This window comes from Microcystis sp. M169S2, assembly GCF_020245865.1.
In the GTDB taxonomy this organism is placed as follows: Bacteria; Cyanobacteriota; Cyanobacteriia; order Cyanobacteriales; family Microcystaceae; genus Microcystis; species Microcystis ichthyoblabe_A.
This window is the reverse complement of sequence record NZ_JADBUB010000049.1, coordinates 1-24,005: the sequence shown is the minus strand read 5'-3', so window position 1 is coordinate 24,005 and position 24,005 is coordinate 1. Positions and strand designations below refer to the sequence as shown.

17 protein-coding genes and 1 tRNA gene are annotated in these 24,005 nt (G+C 41.9%); 16 read left to right on the top strand and 2 right to left on the bottom strand.

Going from position 1 to position 24,005, the window contains the following annotated elements:
• Positions 1–27: 27 nt before the first annotated feature.
• From IM485_RS05625 to IM485_RS05585, 9 genes are all read left to right on the top strand, one after another.
• A complete protein-coding gene (locus tag IM485_RS05625) occupies positions 28–3,960 on the top strand; it encodes a beta-ketoacyl synthase N-terminal-like domain-containing protein (RefSeq protein WP_287741838.1) in 3,933 nt (1,310 codons plus the stop codon).
• A 28-nt stretch (positions 3,961–3,988) separates the two neighbouring features.
• Positions 3,989–5,308, top strand: coding sequence for a flavin-containing monooxygenase (locus IM485_RS05620; protein ID WP_271927095.1), 1,320 nt, complete (start codon positions 3,989–3,991; stop codon positions 5,306–5,308).
• Between the two features lie 49 nt (positions 5,309–5,357).
• Complete coding sequence (locus tag IM485_RS05615) at positions 5,358–6,533, top strand: type III polyketide synthase (protein WP_002731880.1); 1,176 nt, start codon at positions 5,358–5,360, stop codon at positions 6,531–6,533.
• Between the two features lie 12 nt (positions 6,534–6,545).
• The gene (locus IM485_RS05610) at positions 6,546–7,151 is read left to right on the top strand and encodes an isoprenylcysteine carboxyl methyltransferase family protein (RefSeq protein ID WP_002731647.1); all 606 of its coding nucleotides are present in this window, start codon (positions 6,546–6,548) and stop codon (positions 7,149–7,151) included.
• A gap of 80 nt (positions 7,152–7,231) precedes the next feature.
• Positions 7,232–8,863: an FAD-binding oxidoreductase gene (locus IM485_RS05605; RefSeq protein WP_002776861.1), complete on the top strand. Its 1,632-nt coding sequence runs from the start codon at positions 7,232–7,234 to the stop codon at positions 8,861–8,863.
• Positions 8,864–8,911: 48 nt separating this feature from the next.
• Positions 8,912–10,213, top strand: coding sequence for an MFS transporter (locus IM485_RS05600; RefSeq protein ID WP_002776862.1), 1,302 nt, complete (start codon positions 8,912–8,914; stop codon positions 10,211–10,213).
• A 60-nt stretch (positions 10,214–10,273) separates the two neighbouring features.
• On the top strand, positions 10,274–11,629 hold the full coding sequence (locus IM485_RS05595) for an efflux RND transporter periplasmic adaptor subunit (protein WP_287741833.1): 1,356 nt from the start codon (positions 10,274–10,276) through the stop codon (positions 11,627–11,629).
• Positions 11,630–11,671: 42 nt separating this feature from the next.
• Positions 11,672–14,770 (top strand): efflux RND transporter permease subunit, encoded by a 3,099-nt coding sequence (locus tag IM485_RS05590; RefSeq protein WP_287741831.1) that lies wholly within the window; start codon positions 11,672–11,674, stop codon positions 14,768–14,770.
• A 436-nt stretch (positions 14,771–15,206) separates the two neighbouring features.
• Positions 15,207–15,986: a pentapeptide repeat-containing protein gene (locus tag IM485_RS05585; protein ID WP_287741829.1), complete on the top strand. Its 780-nt coding sequence runs from the start codon at positions 15,207–15,209 to the stop codon at positions 15,984–15,986.
• A gap of 41 nt (positions 15,987–16,027) precedes the next feature.
• On the opposite strand, the gene IM485_RS05580 is transcribed toward IM485_RS05585, so the two are convergent.
• Positions 16,028–16,546, bottom strand: a complete 519-nt coding sequence (locus tag IM485_RS05580) for a hypothetical protein (RefSeq protein WP_104397161.1) — start codon at positions 16,544–16,546, stop codon at positions 16,028–16,030.
• A gap of 375 nt (positions 16,547–16,921) precedes the next feature.
• On the opposite strand from IM485_RS05580, the gene IM485_RS05575 reads away from it, so the two are divergent.
• The 4 genes from IM485_RS05575 to IM485_RS05560 are packed head-to-tail and all read left to right on the top strand — an operon-like array spanning position 16,922 to position 20,102.
• Complete coding sequence (locus tag IM485_RS05575; protein WP_104397162.1) at positions 16,922–17,431, top strand: coiled-coil domain-containing protein; 510 nt, start codon at positions 16,922–16,924, stop codon at positions 17,429–17,431.
• Between the two features lie 44 nt (positions 17,432–17,475).
• Positions 17,476–18,030, top strand: coding sequence for a coiled-coil domain-containing protein (locus IM485_RS05570; protein ID WP_287741827.1), 555 nt, complete (start codon positions 17,476–17,478; stop codon positions 18,028–18,030).
• 44 nt (positions 18,031–18,074) lie between these two features.
• Positions 18,075–18,497, top strand: a complete 423-nt coding sequence (locus IM485_RS05565; protein WP_104397164.1) for a shikimate 5-dehydrogenase — start codon at positions 18,075–18,077, stop codon at positions 18,495–18,497.
• 57 nt (positions 18,498–18,554) lie between these two features.
• Complete coding sequence (locus IM485_RS05560) at positions 18,555–20,102, top strand: protein kinase domain-containing protein (RefSeq protein ID WP_287741825.1); 1,548 nt, start codon at positions 18,555–18,557, stop codon at positions 20,100–20,102.
• Positions 20,103–20,151: 49 nt separating this feature from the next.
• Here IM485_RS05560 and trhO read toward each other — a convergent pair whose 3' ends face one another.
• A complete protein-coding gene (gene trhO, locus IM485_RS05555) occupies positions 20,152–20,964 on the bottom strand; it encodes an oxygen-dependent tRNA uridine(34) hydroxylase TrhO (RefSeq protein WP_287704157.1) in 813 nt (270 codons plus the stop codon).
• Positions 20,965–21,041: 77 nt separating this feature from the next.
• Here trhO and IM485_RS05550 point away from each other — a divergent pair.
• The 3 genes from IM485_RS05550 to IM485_RS05540 all read left to right on the top strand — a co-directional run bounded on the left by IM485_RS05550 (position 21,042) and on the right by IM485_RS05540 (position 23,723).
• Positions 21,042–21,114: transfer RNA gene (locus IM485_RS05550), tRNA-Ala, on the top strand.
• A gap of 313 nt (positions 21,115–21,427) precedes the next feature.
• Positions 21,428–22,210 carry a DNA repair protein RecO gene (recO, locus tag IM485_RS05545; RefSeq protein WP_287741824.1) on the top strand — a complete coding sequence of 261 codons (783 nt, stop codon included), beginning with the start codon at positions 21,428–21,430 and terminating at the stop codon, positions 22,208–22,210.
• Positions 22,211–22,232: 22 nt separating this feature from the next.
• Positions 22,233–23,723 carry an MFS transporter gene (locus tag IM485_RS05540; RefSeq protein ID WP_104397168.1) on the top strand — a complete coding sequence of 497 codons (1,491 nt, stop codon included), beginning with the start codon at positions 22,233–22,235 and terminating at the stop codon, positions 23,721–23,723.
• Positions 23,724–24,005: the final 282 nt, after the last annotated feature.

Below are 24,005 nucleotides of genomic sequence, written 5' to 3'. Positions count from 1 at the left end.
ACACAAACACCTGCCAAAACTGATCAAATGAGCTTAATAAAAGATGCCTTAAATCAAATTAAGGTCTTAAAAACTAAGCTACATACCCTAGAAAAAGCTAAGAATGAACCAATTGCAATTATTGGTATGTCCTGTCGCTTTCCCCAGGGAGCTAATTCACCGGAAACTTTTTGGGAATTATTGCAATCAGGAACCGATGCCATCAGCGAAATTCCGCCGCAGCGCTGGAATATTGACAATTATTACGATCCTAAGCCCGATGCAAGGGGAAAAGTCTATACCCGTCACGGTGGCTTCTTAAATCAACCGATAGATCAATTTGACGCTGATTTTTTTGGTCTTTCTCCCCGGGAGGTGGCACAAATGGATCCGCAACAGCGATTACTGCTGGAACTAGCCTGGGAAGCTCTGGAAAATGCGGGAATATCACCCTTAAATCGGCGAGGAAGTCAAACGGGGGTATTTATAGGCATGATGACTCAAGATTACTCCCATTTTAGCCATCATCCCGATCTGATTGATGCCTATACGGGAACGGGAAATGCTAAAAGTGTAGCTTCGGGACGTTTATCCTATCTTTTTGGATTTCATGGCCCAACTTTAACGGTTGATACTGCTTGTGCCTCCTCTTTAGTCGCTGTTCATTTAGCTTGCCAAAGTTTACGCAATAACGAGTGTGAAGTTGCCCTAGCTGGGGGGGTCAACCTAATGTTAACCCCCTTCGTTACTATCATGGAATCCCGCGCCCAGATGTTGTCTCCTGACGGTCGTTGTAAAACCTTTGATAGAACAGCGAATGGCTATGTGCGGGGAGAAGGCGGCGGTATTATAGTTTTAAAGTCTTTATCTGCGGCTATTCGGGATAATAACTTGATTTTAGGACTAATTAAAGGTTCGGCCGTTAACCATGGTGGTACGAGTAGCGGTTTAACAGTTCCCAATCAACTTAGTCAAGAACAATTGATTCGTCAAGCTTTAAAAAATGCTCAGGTAAAGCCAGAGGACATTAGCTATATTGAAGCCCATGGAACTGGCACTTCTTTAGGCGATCCCATTGAATTAGGTGCATTATCGACAGTTTTTGCTAAAAATCCCCAACCTGTTTGGGTTGGTTCCGTCAAAACCAATATCGGCCATCTAGAAGCGGCCGCTGGTATTGCCGGACTGATGAAAGTGATTTTATGCTTGCAACATCGACAAATTGCTCCCCATCTCCACTTCCAGCAACCGACACCCCATCTAGACTGGGAAAATCAGCCGCTGAAAGTTCCGACTAAAAACCGTGAATGGGTTAGTGAAAATTCTGCTCGTTTAGCTGGAGTTAGTTCTTTTGGCTTAAATGGCACTAATGCCCATATTATTCTCGAAGAATACCCTTACGAACCTCAAACGACTGCGGCACCTGATTCATCGCCCTATCTGTTCACCCTCTCAGCCAAGACTGAATCGGCTTTAATCAAACTAGCTCAAAAATACGCACATTACCTAGAAAATGCGAAAAATATTGCTTTAAGCTCCATTTGTGCTACTAGCAATCGCAGTCGCTCCCAATTACCCCATCGTTTCACCTGTATTGTCTCTAGTCACTGCCAACTTCAAGAAAAATTAGCCGCTTTCGTTCAAGGTGAACCCAGTTCTTTTCGCCAAAAAAGTGAATTTAATGGCAAAAATCGGGCAAAAATTGCCTTTCTCTTTCCGGGACAGGGTTCTCAATACCCCGGTATGGGAAGGGAACTATACCAATGTTATCCTCTATTTCGTCAAACACTCGATCGCTGTGCTGAGATTCTCCGTCAATATGGGGACTATTGCCTAACGGAGATTATTGACCAAGAAAATCATCTCAATCAAACTTTTTACAGCCAACCTGCCCTATTTGCTCTCGAATACGCCCTTTTTAAACTCTGGGAATCCTGGGGAATTACCCCCCATGGGGTTATGGGTCATAGTTTAGGGGAATATGTGGCCGCCTGTGTTGCTGGAGTCTTTAGTTTAGAAGATGCCTTAAAATTAGTCTTCTATCGGGCTAAATTGATGGATTCTGTGGGAAAAAGTGGTTCAATGGTCGTTATCTCGGCTAGTGAAGCTGAAATTATTCCCTTAATTGCCCCCTATCAATCTCAGGTCGCTATTGCCGCTATTAATGGTCAGGATAATATTGTCCTGTCCGGTGCTGCAGAGACCATAGAAACCCTGGTAAAACAGCTTCAGGTCAAAAATCTGAAAATTACCCGGTTAAATGTCTCTCAAGCCTTTCATTCCCCTCTGATGGAGGAGATTTTAGACGAGTTCCGACAAATTGCTGAAACTATCACCTATCATCCCCCCCAACGAGCCTTAATTTCTAACCTTAATGGCAACTTAGTCAATTTTGAGGTCACTACTCCCGATTATTGGTGTCGTCATCTCCGGTGTTCTGTTCGCTTTGCCGATGGGATAAAAACCTTACTGGACAACGGTTATGAGCTATTTGTCGAATGCGGCTCCCATCCCGTTTTATCGGCCATGGGCAGCCTACTGGATAAAAATTATTCTTGTCTTTGGTTGCCCAGTTTGCGTCGTCAAACCTCTGACCGACAACAGATCCTCGAGAGTGTCAGTCAGCTTTATCTGCGGGGATTCGCCCTGAATTGGCAAGAGATAACGGCCAATCAAGACAGTAAACCCTGTATCTTACCGACCTACACCTTTGAAAGAAGTAGTTATTGGCTAAAAACAGGCGACTTGACCCCAGAAGAAGCGCAATTATTGCCTGAATTGTCGAAATATCTCCTAGAAACACCGCCGCAACCGCCAGAAGTTGTCAAAACCACCACTGCATCATCTTCTGGTCATCTAATTACCCTTGACTCTCTTTTGGCCACACCCGCAGAGAAACAGCTTAAACAACTAGAAACCTACATTATCGGTGTTTTAGAACAGATTACTGGTTTATCCGTGGTCAAGCTACATACCAAGCAACCGCTCTCTAGTTTAGGCTTAGATTCTCTCATGTCCAGTCAATTACGACGTCAACTAGAGGAGGATTTAAAAATTATTGTTCCCGTGGAATACCTAGCGGGATTGAGTATTGAGCAGTTTTTACCGCAAATATTCAACTTAATCACCCAAAATTCCCAACCTGCAACTAGCAATAAAACTCCTCTCCCCTCAAAACAGAAAAAACCAATCAAGACGACTAAAGCCGAAAATATCTCTAATGATCCGAAACTTTGGCTAATTCGCAAACAAGCTAATCCTAACGCCCACATTCGTCTATTTTGTTTTCCCTACGCTGGTGGGGGTGCCTCCGTATTCCAAAATTGGCTGAATTACTGCCCCAAGCAAGTGGAATTGTGGGCGATTCAACTACCCGGACGCGAAACGCGTCTTCAGGAAACTGCGATTACATCGCTAAAATCCCTGATTAATCGTCTCATTCCGATTCTGACTCCCTATTTAGACCAACCTTATGCTTTTTTTGGTCATAGCATGGGTTCTTTAATCAGTTTTGAATTAACCAGAGAATTAGCTAAAACTCGGCAAAATCTACCCCAACATTTATTTATGTCTGGATTTCGAGCGCCTCAAATTGTCAATCCTGATTTACCCATTCATCGTCTGGGAGATGAGCAATTTTTAACAGCTTTAGGTCATTTTCAAGGAACCCCAGAAACTCTCCTCAAAAATCCCGATTTAATGGCGGCTTTTTTGCCAATTTTACGAGCAGATTTCAAACTCCTAGAGACCTATTCTTATCAACAAGGTCAATCCTTAAATTGTCCTATTACCGTTTTTGGAGGCCACAACGATGCCAAGGTTTCTGCCGATCAATTACAACAATGGCAACTGCAAACCAATCAAGATTTTGTCCTGCATACCTTACCGGGAGGACATTTCTTTATCAATCAACATACGGAGAAAATTATGAAAATAATTGGCCAAAGTTTACGAGAGTTTCCTGAACAAATGACTGCCTAATCAACCAATTATTCAAGGGAGAAAAATCATGACTTTAGATTACAAAGAGCAATACTGTATTATTGGGGCTGGTGCCGCAGGATTAGCGGCGGCTAGAGCCTTAAGCAAAGCCAAAATTCCCTTTAATGTTATCGAATCTGCCCAGGATGTTGGGGGTATTTGGATTTATGATCGTCCCGATAGTCCAATGTATAAAAATACACATCTGATTGGTCATAAAACCACACAACCTTTTTCCGATTTTCCCATGCCAAAAGATTACCCAGATTATCCCAATCATCGGTTAGTCTATGAATATCTTCGCAATTATGCCGCTCATTTCAATCTCTATGATTTCATGGAATTTAATCTCAGCGTGGAGAAAGTAAAAAAGGTGGGTAACTTTTGGGATGTCACCCTTAGCAACCAAGAAACCAGACGATACCGAGGGGTTTTAATCGCTAGTGGTTATCATAGTAAACCGAATATTCCTCAATTTTCTGGGCATTTTGACGGGGAAATTATCCATTCAAAAGATTATGATAATCCCGCTCAACTAAATGCTAAAAAAGTCCTAGTAGTTGGAGCGGGACAATCAGCCATGGATTTAGTCGTCGAAGCGGCTATTAATGGTAGTAAAACTTTCCATAGTACCCGCCGTGGCTTTCTCTGTATGCCGAAATTTTTGTTCGGTTTGCCCCCAGAATGGGTGATGATTAACACGCCAATCATGAATCTAATTCCAGCCCAAGAACACATGAAAATGATGGCTTTATTATCACCAATAGCTCTATTCTTACAAGGAGTTAATCTCAAAAAACTCAATATTCCTACAGACTGTAAAAGTAACGGTCTAATTATTCCCAACAGTGACCAACAAATCTATCGTTATTATGTGCATGGAGATGTCACCCATAAGCCTAATATCCAAGAATTAGATGGAAAGAATGTTATTTTTGCCGATGGCAGTACAGAAGAAATTGATCTGATTATCTACGCCACTGGTTACAAAATTGAATTTTCTTTTATTGACAAATCGGATTTAAATTGGCAAGAAGGAACCACCCAGCCTAACCTCTATATGAATGTTTTTCACCCAGAGGAAAATAACCTGTTTGTCATCGGAATGGTTCATCCCACTGGCACCCACTGGCGAGTATTTGAAGAACAAAGTAATTTAGTGGCCGCTTATCTACAAGCTCAGGATAAAAAATCCCGGTTTGTCTATAAATTTGAAAAGCTAAAACGTCAAATTAGTGCCAATTTAAGCACCGACAATAAACACCATAGCGGTACTCACTCCTTAGTGATTGACAAATTGGGTTATATACGCCAAGCCCAAGGATTAGCTCGCCGATTACTGGCTTAAATCTCCCAGCATAATTCTCCCCCCCTGAAATCCCTCTCTCTTAACTCCAATGCCCTACATTATTGAGACAGCTACTGGTTTTCCAGAACATTACTATCCCCAAGAAGTTCTAGAAGTCAATATCAGAAATCATTGTGCTAATCTTCTTCAAGATTATTGCCGAGAAAATCAACTCGACTTCCAGGAACAAACCTTTTTTGATTTAGAACAAATTCATCGTTTTTTCAGTAATGTCAAAATTCAAGGGCGATACTTCACTATTCCCCTAGATGAATTCGATGCCGATAATCCTCCCGGAATCGCCCAACCCTTTCGTCAAATGGTCGATCTAACTATGGATTTAGTAACATCGACAGTAACTAATTTGCTCAAAAAAGCCGCTCTTTCTCCCAAAGAAATCTCCCTAGTTACTTCCGTTACTGTTCTTCCTTCCGTTCCTTCCCTAGAAAGTTTACTCCTCAATCGTCTAGATTTTTCCCTCGATATCAAGCGGCAAGCGTTATCGGGTGTCGGCTGTTTGGGAGGCGCCCAAGGATTAGCCAGAGTAAACGATTATCTGCAAGGACATCCCACCGAAGCAGCGATTTTGTTTACCACCGATCCCTCCTCTGGCCTTTGGCAAGGGTCAATTCATAGCGATTTAACGGAATTATTGGGACAATTACCCGAAGATCCGTCTCAATATAGCAATATCATTATGACCCTTGTGGTAGCGGCTTTATTTGGCGATGGAGTCGGCACGGTTCTCTTAGCGGGAGATGAACATCCCTTAGTCAAGCAAGGTAAAGCAAAACTGAAGATTATCGGCACTCAATCGCTGTTAATGCCCCACACAGAGCATTTAATGGCATTACCTTTAACAGACTACGGTTTTCGCCAAATTCTTCGCCCAGAAGTCTCTGATTACGTCAAGGGTGGGGTGAGAAAAGCGGTGACATCTTTACTGGAAAAAACAGGAGTTTCCCTCGAGGAAATTGTCTGTTGGATGGTGCATCCGGGGGGTCCAAAGATTCTCGATGCAATAGTTGAAGAATTCCAGTTAGAACCGGATGTTTTACAGGTTAGTTGGGATATTTTGGCAGAAATTGGCAATATTGCCTCTGCTACTATCCTCTGCATTCTCGATGAAACCCTCTCCCGTCCCCATCCTCCCACGGGTTCCTACGGATTAATAATTTCCATGGGTCCCGGATTTGCTCAAGAAGCCATTTTAGTTCAATTCTAAGGATATTTAAGGATGTTAAGCCAAATAGTTTTCATTGCCCTGATTAGTTACATTATTGTCCAACGAGTGCGCGTTACTCGTCTGAGTAAACAGAATATGGCCAAAGTCTTAGCGGAAGGTGGCAAACTGCATAGTTCTAATTATGTGGGATTCGTCAAGATTTTCCAATCTAGCTGGATGCTTTGCATGATCGGGGAAGTTTATCTGCTCGATCGACCTTTTATTCCAGCATTGGCTTTATTTTCCCTAATTACTACTTTTTTAGCTCAAAAGCTCCGCTATGCCTCCATTGAAGCCTTGGGCGATCGCTGGATTCATCAGGTGGTCACGGTTCCTCAGACACCCGTGATCGACAATGGCATTTATCAATATATCCGTCATCCTAACTGGTGGGCTATGATCACGGAATTAGCGGTGGTTCCCTTGTTTCATACCGCTTATCTGACATCTATAGTCTTTAGTCTCCTGAATGCTTGGTTATTAATCCAACGCATTCCGGCTGAAGAAGAAGCTTTGAGTCAAGACACCAATTATCAAGCAGTTTTCGCCAATACTCCCCGTTTTATTCCTAGTTTTAGCGCAATTTTCTCTCGCAAACAGCAACCGCTTAAAAGTTAATTGCCACGGATAGCAGGGCCGGTTCCCTACGGCCCTTTAATTACCCTTCATACCTGAATTTCAAGGAGAAAAAAAATACTATGGACTCTCTAATTGTTTCCGAAAATATTATTAGCGACAATTTAACTAACGCTCTACAAGAATGGGAAAATTTATTAGGCTCCGAATATGTCAGCACCGATAACAAAAAACGCCTAGAAGCCGAGACCGCTACCTACGAAACCCATGCTAAAATCCCGGCAATTATTCGCCCAGGTAATCGTCAAGAAGTCCAAGAATCTCTAAAAATTGCTAATCGCTATCAAACCCCTGTCTATCCTATTAGTACAGGTAAAAATTGGGGTTATGGTTCGCGAGTTCCTAGCCGCACCGGTTCGGTTTTAATGGATTTGAGTCGATTAAATCAGATTTTGGATTATAATGAAACCCTAGCTTATGTAACTATTGAAGCGGGTGTTACTCAGCGACAACTCTACGATTTTTTGCAAAAAAATGGCAATAAATTATTAATGAGTGTCACCGGTTCGACTCCTGATTCTAGTATTATTGGCAATATTCTCGAACGAGGTGAAGCCAAAGGACCTTTGGGCGATCGCTTTAATCATGTCTGTGGAATGGAAGTAGTTTTGCCCACCGGTGAATGTGTTCATACGGGATTTAATCGCTTTGAAAATTCCCAAATAGGGGCGGTCAATCGTTGGGGAGTCGGTCCTTATTTTGATGGAATTTTTACCCAATCTAACCTGGGAATCGTCACCAAAATGACTTTTTGGTTAACCCCCTATCCTGAATATTTTCAGGCTTTTTTCTATAGCATCGATCAGGAAAATAAATTAGAGTTATTGATCGATAAACTACGTCAACTGAAAATGGCAGGGGTAATTAAAACGACCTTCCACATTAATAATAACTACCGAATGTTGTCTATTCAACAACAATATCCCTGGCAGGAATGCCAAGAAAAAACCCCTTTACCCCCCGATTTATTAGAACAATTAAGTCATCAATGGGGTGGCGGTGTTTGGATAGGAGAAGGTGCTTTATATTCGGCTTCACCAGAACAGGGAAAAGTTGAAAGAAACCTAATTGAAAAAGCCTTGAAAGGAATTGTCAATAAACTTATGTTTTTTGATGAAAATAAGTTCAAAATGGCCAGCAAAATGAGTCCCATTTTTAAAGTATTTACAGGGGTGGAAATTAAGGATAAGGTGGATTTAATTTATCACAAAAATCCCCAACGAGGAATGATTACCGAAAAAGTGCTGAAGATGGCCTATTGGCGCAAAAAAACGCCCCCCACCGATAGGTTGAATTTAGACCTGGATGCCTGTGGCATGATTTGGTGTGTTCCCGCTGTTCCTTTTCTGGGAAATCATCTCAGAAATGCTCTCAATATTATCAGCAGCATCGCTCAAAAATATGGTTATGAACCTAATATCGGCATTAACTGTGTTACCGAGCGCAATATTAACATCAATGCTGCCATTTTTTATGATCGATTGCTAGAAGGCGAAGACCAAAAAGCCTTAAATTGTCACGATGAAATGTTGGCAGAATTGATCAATCAAGGTTATTATCCCTACCGTCTTAGTACCCACTCTATGAATAGTTTACCCGCAGCCCAAGACGATTATAGTTGCTTAATCCAGAAAATTAAAGACAGCTTGGATCCCCATCGCATTCTCTCACCCGGTCGCTACGAATTTCTTTAAATAAGCCTAACAATCTACTGCTAACTGCCCATCTCTCCCCCAATTCTAATGACTTCTAGCACTTCCAGCAAATGGCAACATCTCCGAATAGATTATCTTCCTTATATCACTGGTTGGTTTGGTAACTTTATCGTTAACAATGCCCTTCTAACCATGCTAATCTATCGCTACGACCCGGGCATTCCCAATGACTATAACTTATCCATTTTATTGCCCTCTGCTTTAGTGGGGATAGCGATAATGATTAGCCGTATTGCTGGGGCTTTTGTGCAGCCAGTAGTCGGTTATTTTTCCGATCGCTTTTGGAGTCCTTGGGGCAAAAGAAGACCATTTATACTGGCGAGTTTAGTCCCTTTAATTGGTGGTTTTATCCTGTTGTTTAATCCCCCTAATAACTTAAATCAAACCACTTACTTCATTTATTTAGTCACCATGCTTTGGGTGTTTTATGTGGGTATGGCATCCTATCATGTTCCCTATTTAGCCTGGTTGCCCACTCTCGCTAAAAGCCCAGAAGGAAGGGTTAAATTATCAACTCAAATCGGAATTTTTGGTTTAGTTGGTGCCACCATTGGTGGGATTATTGCCCCTTGGTTAACTGATAGCTATGGTTTTCAGGGAATGGGTATTGCTATTAGTCTTATTGGGCTAATTACTCTAGCTATGCCCTTGCTAGAAAAAGAAGAATATAGTCCTTCTAAGGGGAAATATCCTAACTTTAAAACCACCTTAACGGCTGCTTTTACCAATCGGACTTTTTGTATCTATATGATCACCATGATCTTGGCGTGGATGGTGATTAGTATTATCTCGGTGATTCCGACTTTTTTAGTAATTGCTCTCCTCAAACGAGAGGTAAGTTTTGCCGCCGTGATTAATACTATTATCGTCGGTAGTGCCTTGGCTGGATTTACCCTAGTTCTACCCTTAGCGCGAAAATATGGCAAAAAACTGGTTTTTCAAGGTTCTTTAATCTGGGTTGGTCTGGGTATGATTGCCATGGCCTGTGGTCGTTTTTGGTGGCAAGATTCTTTGATTCCCTGGTTAATCCTTTCGATCATCGCTAATTTAGCCCTAGCCAGCTTTTTTAGTCTGCCGAATGCCATGTTATCGGACATTATCGATCAAGATGCGGAGCAACAGGGAATGGGACGAGAAGCAATATTTTTTGGAACTAGGGGGCTACTAATTCAATTTAGCCAAGGTGCGGGGTCTTTTCTAACAGGATTAATCCTGTCTTTCGGGAAAACTCCTGATAACCCCTGGGGGGTACAAATTGCCTTTTTGTCCGCCGGTATATTATCCCTAGCAGCGGCTTTTGTCCTACGGCCTTATGCGATCAAAAAATAGTTCTTTCCTCGCTAATCTGTTATTACTCTTGACAAAACCCTACTCATTTGGAACTAGATTATGACTTCCCCCAATCCCGTCACTAAGCAGCAAGAAACTGCCATCAAAAAACTGCGATTGCCTTGGCGATTAATTATTACTGGTATCCTAGCGGCCACTTCGGTTTTTGCCTATCCTACCCTGCGTAATGTCCTCTTAGAAGACACCTCTGAATCCACCACCTCAGAAGAAACCGCTTCGTTAGCAATTGATAAGAGCAAGACGGCAGCCTTACCGGTGCGAACCTTAACTTTAAGTCCTGTCACCCATCACCAAGAACCGCGCCGTTATACCGGTAATATTGTGGCTAAACGGACAAGTGAACTAGGATTTGAGCGTTCGGGACAATTAATTAGTTTATTGGTTCAAGAGGGTCAAGAGGTACGCCGAGGTACTTTAATTGCTACTCTAGATACACGCAATTTAGAAGCACAAAAACAAGAACTCATCGCCCAGCGATCGCAAGCAACGGCTAAACTGCAAGAATTACAAGCTGGTTCCAGGAAAGAAAGTATCGCTGCAGCCCAAGCAAAAGTCCGAGATCTCAGGGAACAATTAGCTTTAGCCCAATCTAAATACCAAAGACGGCTAGGATTGTATCAAGAAGGGGCAATTACTAGAGAACAACTCGAAGAAGTGCAAACAGATGTTAATGCACAACAAGCGAGAATTGATGAAGCCCAAAGTCAATTAGATGAACTCAAAGCTGGTACTCGTCCCGAATTGATTTCTCTGCAAAAAGCCGTTATTGACCAATTTGATGCCCAACTGAAGAATATTAAATTAGAGATTGAGAAAAGCCAACTTCAAGCCCCCTACGATGGCACTATTGCCCTCCTTCACGTCAATATTGGCACTGTTGTTTCTGCAAGTAATCCGATCGTTCGTTTAGTGGAAAGTAATAAACTGGAAGCGCGTATAGGGGTTCCCATTGACCAGTCCGAAAAATTACCAATTGGGAGTAAACATCGTTTAAAAATTGGTAACAAAATAGTAACAGGACAAGTCACTTCAACCCTGCCCCAAATCGATCCGACTACCCGTACCGCCACGGTTATTTTAAGTTTAAATCAGACTCAGGGCTTGATTCCGGGGCAAGTGGTCAGCCTAGAATTATCTCAATCGGTTCCACAATCGGGCTATTGGTTGCCCACAGAAGCTTTAGTACAAGGCACGAGAGGATTATGGTCTTCCTATGTTCTAGGAGAAGCTAATCCCGATAATCCTCGACAATTTACCGTCAAACGCCAAGATTTAGAAGTTCTAGCGATTCAAGGCGATCGCTTGTTGGTGCGCGGGACTCTCACCTCCGGTGATCGGGTGATCGTCGAAGGGGTTCACCGCATCGTACCAGGGCAAATGGTGGAAATTTGGTAGTCAGCGGTCATTAATCAGCTTTATTATCCCTAATAATCTCCAATGAATAACTTATTTGAACGTAAACCTAGATTACTAATTCTTACCTTAATTCTGATTATTGTCTGGGGATTGTCTTCCTTTCAAATTTTGCCGCGCATGGAAGATCCCGAAACAATTAATCGAGGTGCCACCATTACCACCAATTTACCCGGTGCCAGTCCTTATCGGGTCGAATCCCTAGTGACCGAAAAAATTGAACAATCTCTCTCTAGCATCAAAGAAATTAGCCTGATTGAGTCCTCCTCGGAATTAGGGCGTTCCACGGTCAATATTGAACTTAAAGATGAAGTGACTGATGTGGATCCCGTCTGGTCACGCATTCGCGATCGGATTACCGATGTCATCCCGCAACTACCCCCAGAAGCCCAAAGACCCTTATACGAAGAAGGATATAGTAAAGCCTTTAGTTTATTGACTGCCATCCTTTGGGATCTAGATACCGCTCCTAATTACGCTATTTTACGCCGACTTGGCCAAGAACTGTTCGATGAATTAGAAGCCCTTTGGGGAACCGAAAGGGTCGAGTTAGTCGGGGTTCCGGCCGAGGAAATTTTAGTCGAAATCGATCCGGTGAAATTATCCTCTCTGGGCCTAACCGCCGTCGAAGTTGCCCAACAAATTCAAACCAGTGATGCCAAGGTCGCCGCCGGACAACTTCGCAGTAATCGCAATAATTTATTATTGGAAGTCGATACCAGTTTAGAATCACTCTCTCGGATTCGAGCCATTCCGATTCGTTACAGTAATGATGGACAATTTACCCGTTTAGGAGATATCGCTCTAGTTACCAAGGGAATTCAAGAACCACCACCAGAACTAACCATTATTAACGGTAAACCGGCTATTGTGGTGGCCGCTATGATGGAATCTGGTCAACGCATAGACGAATGGACAGCGGCGGCCCAGGCCAAGTTAGACCTGTTTCGCCCTTCTCTCCCCCAAGGTGTGAGCCTCAAGATAATTTTTGCCCAAAATCGTTATGTGGCTAACCGACTCGATGGATTATTCAGCAACATGATCCTAGGGTTACTCTGTGTCATGGGGACAGCTTTTGTGATGATGGGATGGCAGTCCGCCTTGGTAGTAAGTGTATCCCTGCCTTTATCGATCCTGATGGTCTTTGCCGGTATGAATCTCTGGCAAATTCCCCTACATCAAATGTCGGTGACAGGAATTGTTATTGCTTTGGGACTTTTGATCGATAACGCTATTGTGATTGTCGATGAACTGCAAAAAGGACTACGGACGGGAATAGCTCACAAACATATTGTTGCTGAAACCGTTAAACAGTTAGGGATTCCCCTCTTAGCTTCTACCCTAACCACGATTTTGTCTTTTATGCCGATCGCTCTTTTGCAAGGAGGCACTGGCGAATTCGTGCGTACTATCGCCCAAACAGTGATCTTAGCCTTGGTTAGTTCTCTAATTTTGTCCCTAACGATTATTCCTGTCCTCAGTTTACGTTTATATCAACTGACTCATCGCTCGCATCAGACAAAAACCCATTGGTGGGATACGGGAATTAATTTACCGCTCCTAACGGGTTTGTATCGCCAAATTTTGAAGTTAATTCTCTATTTTCCCGTATTAGGTCTGGTTATTGGCTTGATTATCCCAATTACTGGCTTTGTTGTCGCTGGCACTCTCCCAGAAGAATTCTTTCCCCCGGCAGAACGAGATCAGTTAACCCTAGAAATCGAACTGGCCCCCACCACAACCCTAGAAGTAACTCAGGTAAAAGTGGCTCAAGCTGAAAAAATACTGCTAGATCATCGAGAAATTGGGGAAGTTCACTGGTTTTTAGGGCGTAATGCTCCCCCCTTCTACTATAATCTCTCCGATGGCGTCAAAGACTCTCCTAATTTTGCCCAAGCGTTGATTCAACTTCGGCAAGTTTCTGATGAACCCCAATTGATCGAAACCTTACAAAAACAATTAAGTCAAGCTCTACCGATGGCTAGGGTATTAGTCAGCCCCCTAGAACAGGGTCCACCGGTGGGCGCCCCGATCGAAATTAGGGTTTATGGCTCAGAATTGGAGATGTTAAGGAAAATTGGCGAGTCCCTACGGGAAGAACTGGCAAAAATACCCGAAATAACCTATTCTGTTGCTGATTTAAGTGAAATTCAAGCTAAATTAGCCTTAAAAATTAATGAAGAAAAAGCTCGACTAATTGGTTTGGATAACGCGGCGATCGCAAGTCAATTGGATAACCTTTTAGAAGGTTCTGTGGGTGGCTCGATTTTAGAAGCAACGGAAGAATTACCCGTACGAGTCCGAGTCGCTAATCGCGATCGCGAGCAACTGCCACAAATTGCCTCTTTAAATATTCTCGGTAATTCCGCCACTGCTGAACGGGCGAATATTTCCCTTTCCTCCGTGGCAGAATTTGATTTTCTCCCCGAATTAGCCACGATTCCTCGACGAAATGGCAAGCGAATTAATACGGTGAAGGCCTATGTTCAAGCTGATGCGATCGCTGCAACGGTTTTAGACGAATTTCGCCAAAACTTAGAATCGGGCAAATTTTCCCTTCCGGCAGGGTATCGGCTCGAATTTGGCGGAGAGGAAGAAGAAAGAGATACAGCTGTGGCTAATCTAATTGCTAGTGTGGGAGTCTTGGCGATTCTAATGCTATCAACTCTTGTTCTTTCTTTTAACTCCTTCCGTCTTGCTGCCCTAGTTACTGTCGTCGGTATTAGTTCAATTGGACTAGCCTTATTTTCCCTCTGGTTATTTGAATATCCCCTAGGATTCATGTCCATTTTAGGCACTATCGGCTTAGTTGGGGTTTCCGTTAATGATTCTATTGTCGTGGTAGCGGCTTTACAAGCTTTACCGCCCCATCTTCAACGCCAACGCAAGGCAATCCGGGAAGTGGTCATTGCTTCCACCCGTCACATTCTCACCACTACCTTAACCACCGTGACGGGATTTGTGCCATTATTTCTCTACGGCGGCGCTTTTTGGGAACCCCTCGCTATCTGTATTTCCATCGGGGTAATCGGAACCACCCTAAGCGCACTGGTATTTGTCCCGTCGGGATGGTACTATCTCGCTCAAGCCCAAAAGGTTTCCCCTCTGTCTGTTTCTGAGTAGCTTGATTAAATGCCACTTTTGTAGAGACGTTGCTAGACAACGTCTCTATTGATTTGGGTAAAAATAGCCTGAAAGTCCTCTCGGCTCCACCGCCCTGATCCGAGAAAATAGGGATAATTGGCTGGGTTAAATATAATCGAGTTTGAACAATAGATAAGTTTTTTAACAAGAGTAGTTTTAGATACTAATTACCCGATGGGCTGGGGTAGAATTGGGAAAACCAGTCAAACTGTTTTAGCCAAGCCACTTAACTATGATTAAAATTAACTTGCTGTTCGGGTTATCTTCCCTTAAAAAATCGATAAAAAACTTTACATAAACTCAAAAGAGAGCCTGATAAATAACTCAGCTTTTAGATGAGTTATTTATCAGACGAAGTTTTTGGGTGCCTTTGTTGATTAATTCTTAACCACCATCTTAAAGTAGAAGAAGGGAGATGAAAGTTAATCAGTTACTAAGACTCTACGAACAAGGAGAGCGGGATTTTTTAGGCATTGACTTGATGAGTCTAGATCTACAACAAGTGACTCTAATCGCTGTCAATTTTGCGGCGGCCAATTTGCGCGGAACTAATTTGAGTCGCTCTTTTCTGACTAAATCAAATCTACGGGGAGCGAGTTTGAATTGGGCGAATTTAACCTATGCCAAATTAAGTCAAGCGCAATTAGTGGAAGCGGACTTAACCAAAGCCAATCTCACCGGGGCCTTTATGGTACAGGCAAACCTGCGTAACTCGCGATTAAGTGGGGCGGATCTTTCCCATGCTAATCTCCGGGGGGCGAATTTATGCGGGGCGAATTTATGCGGGGCGAATTTATACTTAGTTAATCTCTTGGAGGCAACCCTAGATAAAGTCAATCTCAATTGGGCTAATTTGCAAGAGGCGCGGTTAAGTGGGGCTAAATGTCGTCAGATTTCCGCAAGGGAAGCCAATTTTAGCGGCTCTTTTCTTAAAGAGGTGAACTTTCAGGGGGCCAATTTAGAAAGGGCTAATTTTAGCGAGGCACGTCTGACCGGTAGTGATTTACGCGGGGCCAATTTAGCGGGTGCTAATCTAGCGGGAGCGCGTTTACAAGAGGTAAATCTACAGGGAGCGGACTTGAGGGGTGCTAACTTGACGGGGACTTGTTTTGAGAGTGTCACTGGTTGGACAGAAATCGTCCAAGAAGATGATATTTTTCCCCTAGACTGGTTTCAGCCTCGTTTTGCCACTTAAAAGTCAATATATCTGCCGAAAGCCCCTGCTTTTCCTATCAATTAACGATTAGCTGGAGTGGTTAGTCTTTGCTTAGGAATAGGGATTGGGGGAGCATTATTCGGCTCGTCCTCGAAGGGTAAAGCAGGGGGAGTGGTAGCGGTGGGAGATGGTGCCGGAGATGGCGTGGGGTTAACGGCAGCGGGAGGACTTTTCGGGGTGACGACGGGTGCGGGAGAGCTAAAACCAAGGAGAGCTTTGCCAAAGGGAAAAACATTAGCCCAGCGTTGAATATTGGGATGGCCAAACCAATCTTGACGGGATACCTTCACCGAGAGGAGAGGTGCGATCGCCCCTGATTTTTCGGCCGTTATTAATAAATCAATTTTATTAAGACCCTGTTGTTGATTAAAACGACTGATGATAGTTTTCTCCGCTAATTGCGATGCTCTAGTCAATAATCCTTCGTAGGATTCTCCCTGTTGAACTGCGATAGGAAGATTAACAGTGGATTGAGCAAAAACCACGTCAACGGCGATAATTCCCGTCAGCAGCGTTAAAACAGTAATAGACTTGTACATAGGACAGACGGTTAAACAGGCACTCCCTGGTTAGGGTCGGTATCTTCCCTGTTAGAGTTCCCCGATCGCTTTCTTAAATTACCATGACCGCTCTCTGGCCACAATGGAATTTTTTCGGTAGCAAAATCGTCCTTGGCTCCTAGCAATAGGCAATAGGGGAATAATGAGGGCTGGCTGAATAAATCTAAAAACTTTGTTGGATAATATCTTTAGGCTTTTTTGAAATCAAACAGTGCTGGCCATTGGAGTGGTCAGAGGGAAAATTCAGGTACTTCTTTCCTGAAAATTGGATAAAACCCTACACCCCACACCAACGAAAAACTTTTTTAGTATAACCTAATTATATTTGGCTATATCGACCAGAGGTTGTTAATTATGACACAAACTAGCGAAACCGTTACCTATTCCCTTGAATCTGTCCTAAAAGAAATTAAAGATAGTATTAAAGAGGTTAATCAGAAAATTGACTCTCTCCAAAGAGATATGGGTCAGAAAATAGATTCCTTTCAGAGAGATGTGGATCAAAAATTTGATACCCTGCAAAGAGATGTGGATCAGAAAATCGACAATCTCCAAAGAGATATGGATCAAAAATTTGACAGTCTCCAAAAAGATGTTAATCAAAAATTTGACAGTCTCCAAAAAGACGTTAATGATTTAAAAGTGGAAGTCACAGAAATCAAGGGAGATATTAAAACTCTTGATCAGAAAGTCGAAACAATGGATAAACGACTAGAAAAAGTTGAAGATAGTTATGCAATCCTAGTTAAAGATATTGCTGACTTGAAAGGGTTTAAATCTCTGATTATTCCCATGGTTGTGGCTTTTTTAAGTGCCGTGGTCACTTTGGGATTGCGCGGCTTTTTTCTTGGTAATAAACCTTAATTTTTTATTTCAAGAAAGTAGTTATCTGTAAGAGGGTTTTAATTATGACACAAACTAGCGAAACCGTTACCTATTCCCTTGAATCTGTCCTGACAAGGATCGAGAGTAAAATCGACAATCTCCAAAGAGATGTTAATCAAAAATTTGACAGTCTCCAAAGAGATGTGGATCAGAAAATTGACAGTCTTCAAAGAGATGTAGATCAGAAAATCGACAATCTCCAAAGAGATATGGATCAAAAATTTGACAGTCTCCAAAAAGATGTTAATCAAAAATTTGACAGTCTCCAAAAAGATGTTAATCAAAAATTTGACAGTCTCCAAAAAGATGTTAATCAAAAATTTGACAGTCTCCAAAAAGATGTTAATGATTTAAAGGTGGAAGTCACGGAAATAAAGGGAGATATTAAAACTCTTGATCAGAAAGTCGAAACAATGGATAAACGACTGGAAAAAGTTGAGGATAGTTATGCAATCCTAGTTAAAGATATCGCGGACTTAAAAGGGTTTAAATCCCTGATTATCCCCATGGTTGTGGCTTTTTTAAGTGCGGTGGTCACTTTAGGATTGCGTGGCTTTTTTCTTGGTAATAAACCTTAATTTTTTATTTCAAGAAAGTAGTTATTTGCAAGAGGTTTTTAATTATGACACAAACTAGCGAAACCGTTACCTATTCTCTCGAATCTGTCCTGACAAGGATCGAGAGTAAAATCGACACCCTCCAAAGAGATGTTAATCAGAAAATCGACAATCTCCAAAGAGATATGGATCAAAAATTTGACAGTCTCCAAAAAGATGTTAATCAAAAATTTGATACTCTCCAAAAAGATGTTAATGATCTGAAGATTGAAACCACAGAAATAAAGGGAGATATTAAAACTCTTGATCAGAAAGTCGAAACAATGGATAAACGACTGGAAAAAGTTGAGGATAGTTATGCAATCCTAGTTAAAGATATTGCGGACTTGAAAGGTTTTAAATCCCTGATTATCCCCATGGTTGTGGCTTTTTTAAGTGCCGTGGTCACTTTGGGATTGCGCGGCTTTTTTCTTGGCAACAAACCTTAAATATATCAGGGAATATTGTCATCATCAAGTTTATTTTGTACTCTACCAATAAAATCTATGAGTTTTTGTATTAATCCTCATTGTCCTAAACCGAAAAGTATCACGGAGAGTCGTTACTGTCAATCCTGTGGTTCCGACTTGCTTTTAAATGGTAAATATCGAGTCACAAATTTATTGAGTGCCAAAGGTGGATTTGGTAATACCTATGAAGTGATAGATGAACGTAAAATACCCAAAGTCTTAAAAGTTCTTACCTACGATTCCAGCAAAGCTATTGATTTATTTCAACAGGAAGCTAATCTTTTAAAACAATTAAATCACCCCGGTATTCCCAAAGGAGAAAACTATTTTATTTATCATCCCCGGGAGAGTCAAACTGCTTTACACTGTTTAGTTATGGAGAAAATTGCCGGTATTGACTTAGAAGAACATCAAAAACAAAGAGGATTTAAACCGATTGATTATAATCTCGCTTTGGATTGGTTAACTCAGTTAGCTAATATTCTCCACGAAGTTCATAAACATAAATTCTATCATCGTGATATCAAACCCTCTAATATTATCTTAAAACCCGATGGTCAATTAGTTTTAATTGATTTTGGAGCAGCGCGACAGGTGACTAAAACTGTCCTAGCAGGAGGTAAAAATACAGGAATTTATACCCCTGGATATGCTCCTCCTGAACAATCTCTTGGTCACTCTGTCCCCCAATCAGACTTTTATGCTTTGGGCAAAACTTTCGTCTTTTTGTTAACCGGTAAAGAACCCAGTGATCCGAAAATTTATAATATTAACACAAATGAATTTAACTGGCGTAAATATGCCCCAAAAATCCCTTCTCGATTAGCAGATTTTATCGATAATTTAATGGCAGAAAAACCTATTGATCGACCTAAAGACACCAAAACTTTGCTAAAAATTATTACCGATATTAAAGCCAATCCCCATCAACCTAAAAAAACTAAAAATTCTTCTCCTGAAAAACCTAAAATTATTGCTATTCCCAATCCTGCAATTATTTCTTTAATCGCTGCAATTTCTCCCAGTTATGCTGGGTTTTGGCTCCGTTTAAAAGCTTCTTTAATTGATTCTTTTATCGTTATTGTTATCGCCGCTTTATTAGGTGGTTATATCTGTTTTCGCTTACAACAATGGTCAACTTTTCAAGATTTAAATCTTAATTTTGATATTCCCAAAGAAATCTGGGTTTACTATGCCGCAGGATTAAGTGCAGCTGGAACAACAATTATTGGGTTTGCTTTATTTATAGCGGCAATTATCTATAATATTCAAGCCAAACTTAACTTTACTCACGAACATATTGCCATCCTGACTGCTCTCGGTTTAGGAATAGTTATTAAATGGTTATATTATGTTTTCTTAGAATATCTTTTTAAAGCCACTATTGGTAAAATGTTTTTTGATTTATCCGTCACCGATAGCCAAGGAAGACGCATATCTTTTGCAAGAGCAAATCGCCGCTACTTACTAAAATATCTCTCCACTGCTCCCTTATATTTAGGCTTTTTGCTGGCAGCCTGGACAAAGAAAAAACGCGCCCTTCATGACATGATTTCTGGTACACAAATCCGCAAGAAAAAGTAACCAGATACTATAAAAGTAGGGAGATGAGAGCGGTTAAGATAGGAGAAAATTAACTACAATAGGGACAAGATATTCCTGCTCGGTAATTGGGGGACTGTTTATCTTTTTCATCGATGGGATGACCGCAAGCGGGACACATTTCATAATGTCCTACCTCTAAATTAGCTGTTAGGGCCACTCTTTGATCAAAAACAAAACATTCTCCTTGCCAAAGACTCTGATCGGGACTAACTTCTTCTAAGTATTTCAAAATACCTCCCTCTAGCTGATAAACTTGAGAAAAGCCTTGATTTAATAAAAAAGCTGCCGCCTTTTCACAGCGAATTCCTCCCGTACAAAAAAGAGCTATTTTTTTATCGTTAATACTATCAAAATTGTCGTGAATATACTCAGGAAATTGGCGAAAATGCTGGATTTCTGGGTTAAGCGCTCCTGCAAAAGTACCGATCGCCACTTCATAATTATTACGCGTATCGATAACTACCACGTCCGGCTCTTTCAGCAATTGGTTCCACTCTTCAGTTTTGAGATGAATTCCTGTTTTTTCGAGAGGATTAGCCTTGGGTTGACCGAAAGTCACAATTTCCTTTTTTAAGCGAATTTTTAAGCGTTGAAAGGGCAAATAATCACAAACAGACTCTTTCACCTCTAGATTAGCTAAACGAGTATCGGTTTTTAACCAACTAATCACCTCGGCGATCGCTTGACGGTTCCCGGCGATCGTTGCATTAATCCCCTCGGCTGCCAGAAGAATAGTTCCTTTAATTCCTCTTTCTTGGCAGTATTTTTGTATTTCTGGCTGTTTTTGACGATAATCTGACAAAGCCACAAACTGGTAAAAAGTGGCGACTAGATAAGACATGGCAAGTAAGGGAAAAATTAACTTGTAATATTTTTCACTATAGGTTATAATAACGAGAGTGTCTCAAAAACCAGATCGGGGGTTTAGCTCAGTTGGTAGAGCGCCTGCTTTGCAAGCAGGATGTCAGCGGTTCGAGTCCGCTAACCTCCATAGCATCTCCCCCATAGTCCTGACTGATTCACTTTTGCTTGGTGATTAGCTCAAGTCTTTTTGGGAAGACAATTAGCTAGGGTTTGCTGAAAAAATCTAAAAACTTTGTTGGGTAAGACTTTTAAACCTTTTATCAATCAAAAAGTACCAGATATGGGAGTGATCGGGGGGAAATTTCCTGGACTTTTTCCCTGAAAATTAGGTAATTGACCCCCTCAAAATCGGTAAAACCCCACACCCCACACCCCACACCCCACACCCCACACCCTGTCCCCACGGAAAACTTTTTCAGCAGACCCTAGTTAATTATTAAATGATGTCTCGTACCTATCAAGCTACTGGAATCAATCTGCAAGGAATGGCCTTCGGAGAAGCCGATCGCCTCTTAACTATTTTGACCGCCGAATATGGTTTAATTAGAGCCATCGCTCCAGGTGCGCGCAAGTATAAATCTTCCCTGCGGGGTAGAAGCGAACTATTTGTGGTCAATAATCTGTTGATAGTCGCTGGAAAATCCCTAGATAAGGTCGTTCAAGCTGAAACTATCGAATCTTATCCCAAATTAAGTCAAAATCTCGCCAAACTCACCGTTAGTCAATACCTCTGTGAACTGGTTTTGGCGATCGCACTGAGCGAACAACCCCAGAGGGAATTATACGAGTTAATCTGCAGCCATCTGGCCAGAATTGAAGTCCTCGACGAGAATGAATACATACTTCCCTACCTTTGTCAAGCAATTTTTCATTTCTTAATAATTGCCGGCTTAGTGCCGCAAGTCCATAACTGCCTGTTGACGGGAAAAGCTTTAATTGGGGACAATTGCCTAGGATTTAGTTTCGAGGCAGGGGGAATAATAGATTTAGCTGCCCTAACAGAAACAATCAACCCGCCCAAAATCGATAGTAAACTGACGCGGCAAGAACTGCAATTACTGCAATGCTTAGGAAAACCCGATTTTCCCCCAGAAGAAAACCCTGTCTCAGAACTAGCTTGGATTAACCTCGATCGCCTGCTGCGCCGCTATACTCAATATCATCTGGGAAAAACTTTTCGCTCCTCGGCATTAGTTGAGGGTTTATCTCCCTTAGAATTTTAAACAGATAGCAAAAATCATCATAATGCAACTGTTTGACTCAGAAACTGACGACGCTACGTCTAGCGACTCTTCCACACCTGTTTTTAATTCTTCCGATTCCTCACCGAGGCAATCCGACGCAGAAACCATGAACCGCTTGCCTAAACGTGCGCCCAAATCCAATCCTAGTCAGGGTTTTGCCCCAGTGCTAAAAAACCCGCGCTTTCTCACTCTCTGGGCGGGGGGAATTTTTTCCCAATTAGCGGATAAATTCTATTTAGTCCTGATGATATCCCTAATTGCCACCCATTACCAAAAAGCCGATCAGTCGATTAGTGGCTGGGTATCGGCGATAATGATTGCTAATACAATTCCGGCGGTGTTAGTGGGTTCGGTGGCGGGTGTATATGTTGATAGATGGTTAAAAAAACAAGTTTTAGTTATTTCTAACCTTTTACGCGGGGCTTTTGTCCTCCTCATTCCCCTATTATTATGGTTAGTGCGCGAGCAAACTTTAGCCGTTCCCCTCGGTTGGTTGCCTGACGGTTTAAGAAATTGGCATTACCGGCTACAGGGAGAATTTAACTTACCCTTCGGTTTTTTCCTGTTGTTAGTCATTACTTTTCTTGTCTCCACCTTAACCCAATTTTTTGCCCCCGCCGAACAATCTACCCTGCCATTGGTGGTAAAACGTCGTCATCTTCTGCCCGCAAATTCCCTCAACACTTTAACCACCATGGCAGTATTAATTATCGGTTTTGCCATCGGTGAACCGGTATTAGCTTTTGCCGATAGCATTTTCGGCACGAGAGCCGGACAATTTGATATTGGCAAAGTGATGATTGTCGGTGCTTTTTATATAATTGCCGGTTTAATTCTAATTATCCTGCGAACTAACGAAAAATATGTCATTCCTACCGCAGAACAGCCCCATGTTTGGGAAGATATCCGCGATGGCATTCGTTACCTCAACAAAAATCATAAAGTTCGTAACGCCCTAATTCAATTAGTCATCTTATTCTGTATTTTTGCCGCTCTATCAGTATTAGCTGTCAGTATGGCGGAAAAACTACCCGGGTTAAAAGCTTCTCAATTCGGCTTTTTATTAGCCTCCTGTGGTGCAGGAATGGCAGTTAGTGCGATTACTTTGGGTTATTGGGGCCAAAAATTCTCCCACACCCAATTAAGTCTCTGGGGTTCCTTGGGTATGGCGGCAGCTTTAATCGGTTTATCTCTAGCCACAAAGAGTTTAATTTTAGCCTTCGCTATGACCGCTTTATTAGGGATTTTTGCCGCTTTAGTCGGGGTTCCCATGCAAACTACCCTACAGGCAGATACACCCCCCGAAATGCGCGGTAAAGTCTTTGGTTTAGAAAACAATGCCGTTAATATTGCCCTCTCTTTACCCCTAGCTGTTGCGGGTATCGCCGAAACTCAATTCGGACTCCGACCAGTATTATTAGCTTTAGCAGTTATGGCAGTTATCGGCGGTGGTTTTACTTGGTACGTTTCTCGCAATTTATCTAAAGATTAGCGGAACTTTTCAGTTATCAGTTATCAGTTATCAGTTATCAGTTATCAGTTATCAGTTATCAGTTATCAGTTATCAGGAGTCAGGAGTCAGGAGTCAGGAGTCAGGAGATTGCTTTTATTTATTCTCCTATCTCCCATCTCCCCCGGCTCTTCTAGGTTCTGTGTGAGCATGGTATAATAGTAACACAGAACAGGAGGTGGGTTATGTGGATAAATTTTGATCAACTCCTCGATTTACCAAATGTAACAGTGGTCAATTATCAAAAAATTGATGAGACAATTT

Bases quoted from the DNA above. Each gene is read 5' to 3' on its own strand.
- IM485_RS05565 (WP_104397164.1), top strand. From the start codon at position 18,075: ATGACACAAACTAGCGAAACCGTTACCTATTCTCTCGAATCTGTCCTG.
- IM485_RS05570 (WP_287741827.1), top strand. From the start codon at position 17,476: ATGACACAAACTAGCGAAACCGTTACCTATTCCCTTGAATCTGTCCTG.
- trhO (WP_287704157.1), bottom strand. From the start codon at position 20,964: ATGTCTTATCTAGTCGCCACTTTTTACCAGTTTGTGGCTTTGTCAGAT.
- IM485_RS05560 (WP_287741825.1), top strand. From the start codon at position 18,555: ATGAGTTTTTGTATTAATCCTCATTGTCCTAAACCGAAAAGTATCACG.
- IM485_RS05610 (WP_002731647.1), top strand. From the start codon at position 6,546: ATGTTAAGCCAAATAGTTTTCATTGCCCTGATTAGTTACATTATTGTC.
- IM485_RS05580 (WP_104397161.1), bottom strand. From the start codon at position 16,546: ATGTACAAGTCTATTACTGTTTTAACGCTGCTGACGGGAATTATCGCC.
- IM485_RS05620 (WP_271927095.1), top strand. From the start codon at position 3,989: ATGACTTTAGATTACAAAGAGCAATACTGTATTATTGGGGCTGGTGCC.
- IM485_RS05540 (WP_104397168.1), top strand. From the start codon at position 22,233: ATGCAACTGTTTGACTCAGAAACTGACGACGCTACGTCTAGCGACTCT.
- IM485_RS05575 (WP_104397162.1), top strand. From the start codon at position 16,922: ATGACACAAACTAGCGAAACCGTTACCTATTCCCTTGAATCTGTCCTA.
- IM485_RS05585 (WP_287741829.1), top strand. From the start codon at position 15,207: ATGAAAGTTAATCAGTTACTAAGACTCTACGAACAAGGAGAGCGGGAT.
- IM485_RS05590 (WP_287741831.1), top strand. From the start codon at position 11,672: ATGAATAACTTATTTGAACGTAAACCTAGATTACTAATTCTTACCTTA.
- recO (WP_287741824.1), top strand. From the start codon at position 21,428: ATGATGTCTCGTACCTATCAAGCTACTGGAATCAATCTGCAAGGAATG.
- IM485_RS05595 (WP_287741833.1), top strand. From the start codon at position 10,274: ATGACTTCCCCCAATCCCGTCACTAAGCAGCAAGAAACTGCCATCAAA.
- IM485_RS05600 (WP_002776862.1), top strand. From the start codon at position 8,912: ATGACTTCTAGCACTTCCAGCAAATGGCAACATCTCCGAATAGATTAT.
- IM485_RS05625 (WP_287741838.1), top strand. From the start codon at position 28: ATGAGCTTAATAAAAGATGCCTTAAATCAAATTAAGGTCTTAAAAACT.
- IM485_RS05605 (WP_002776861.1), top strand. From the start codon at position 7,232: ATGGACTCTCTAATTGTTTCCGAAAATATTATTAGCGACAATTTAACT.
- IM485_RS05615 (WP_002731880.1), top strand. From the start codon at position 5,358: ATGCCCTACATTATTGAGACAGCTACTGGTTTTCCAGAACATTACTAT.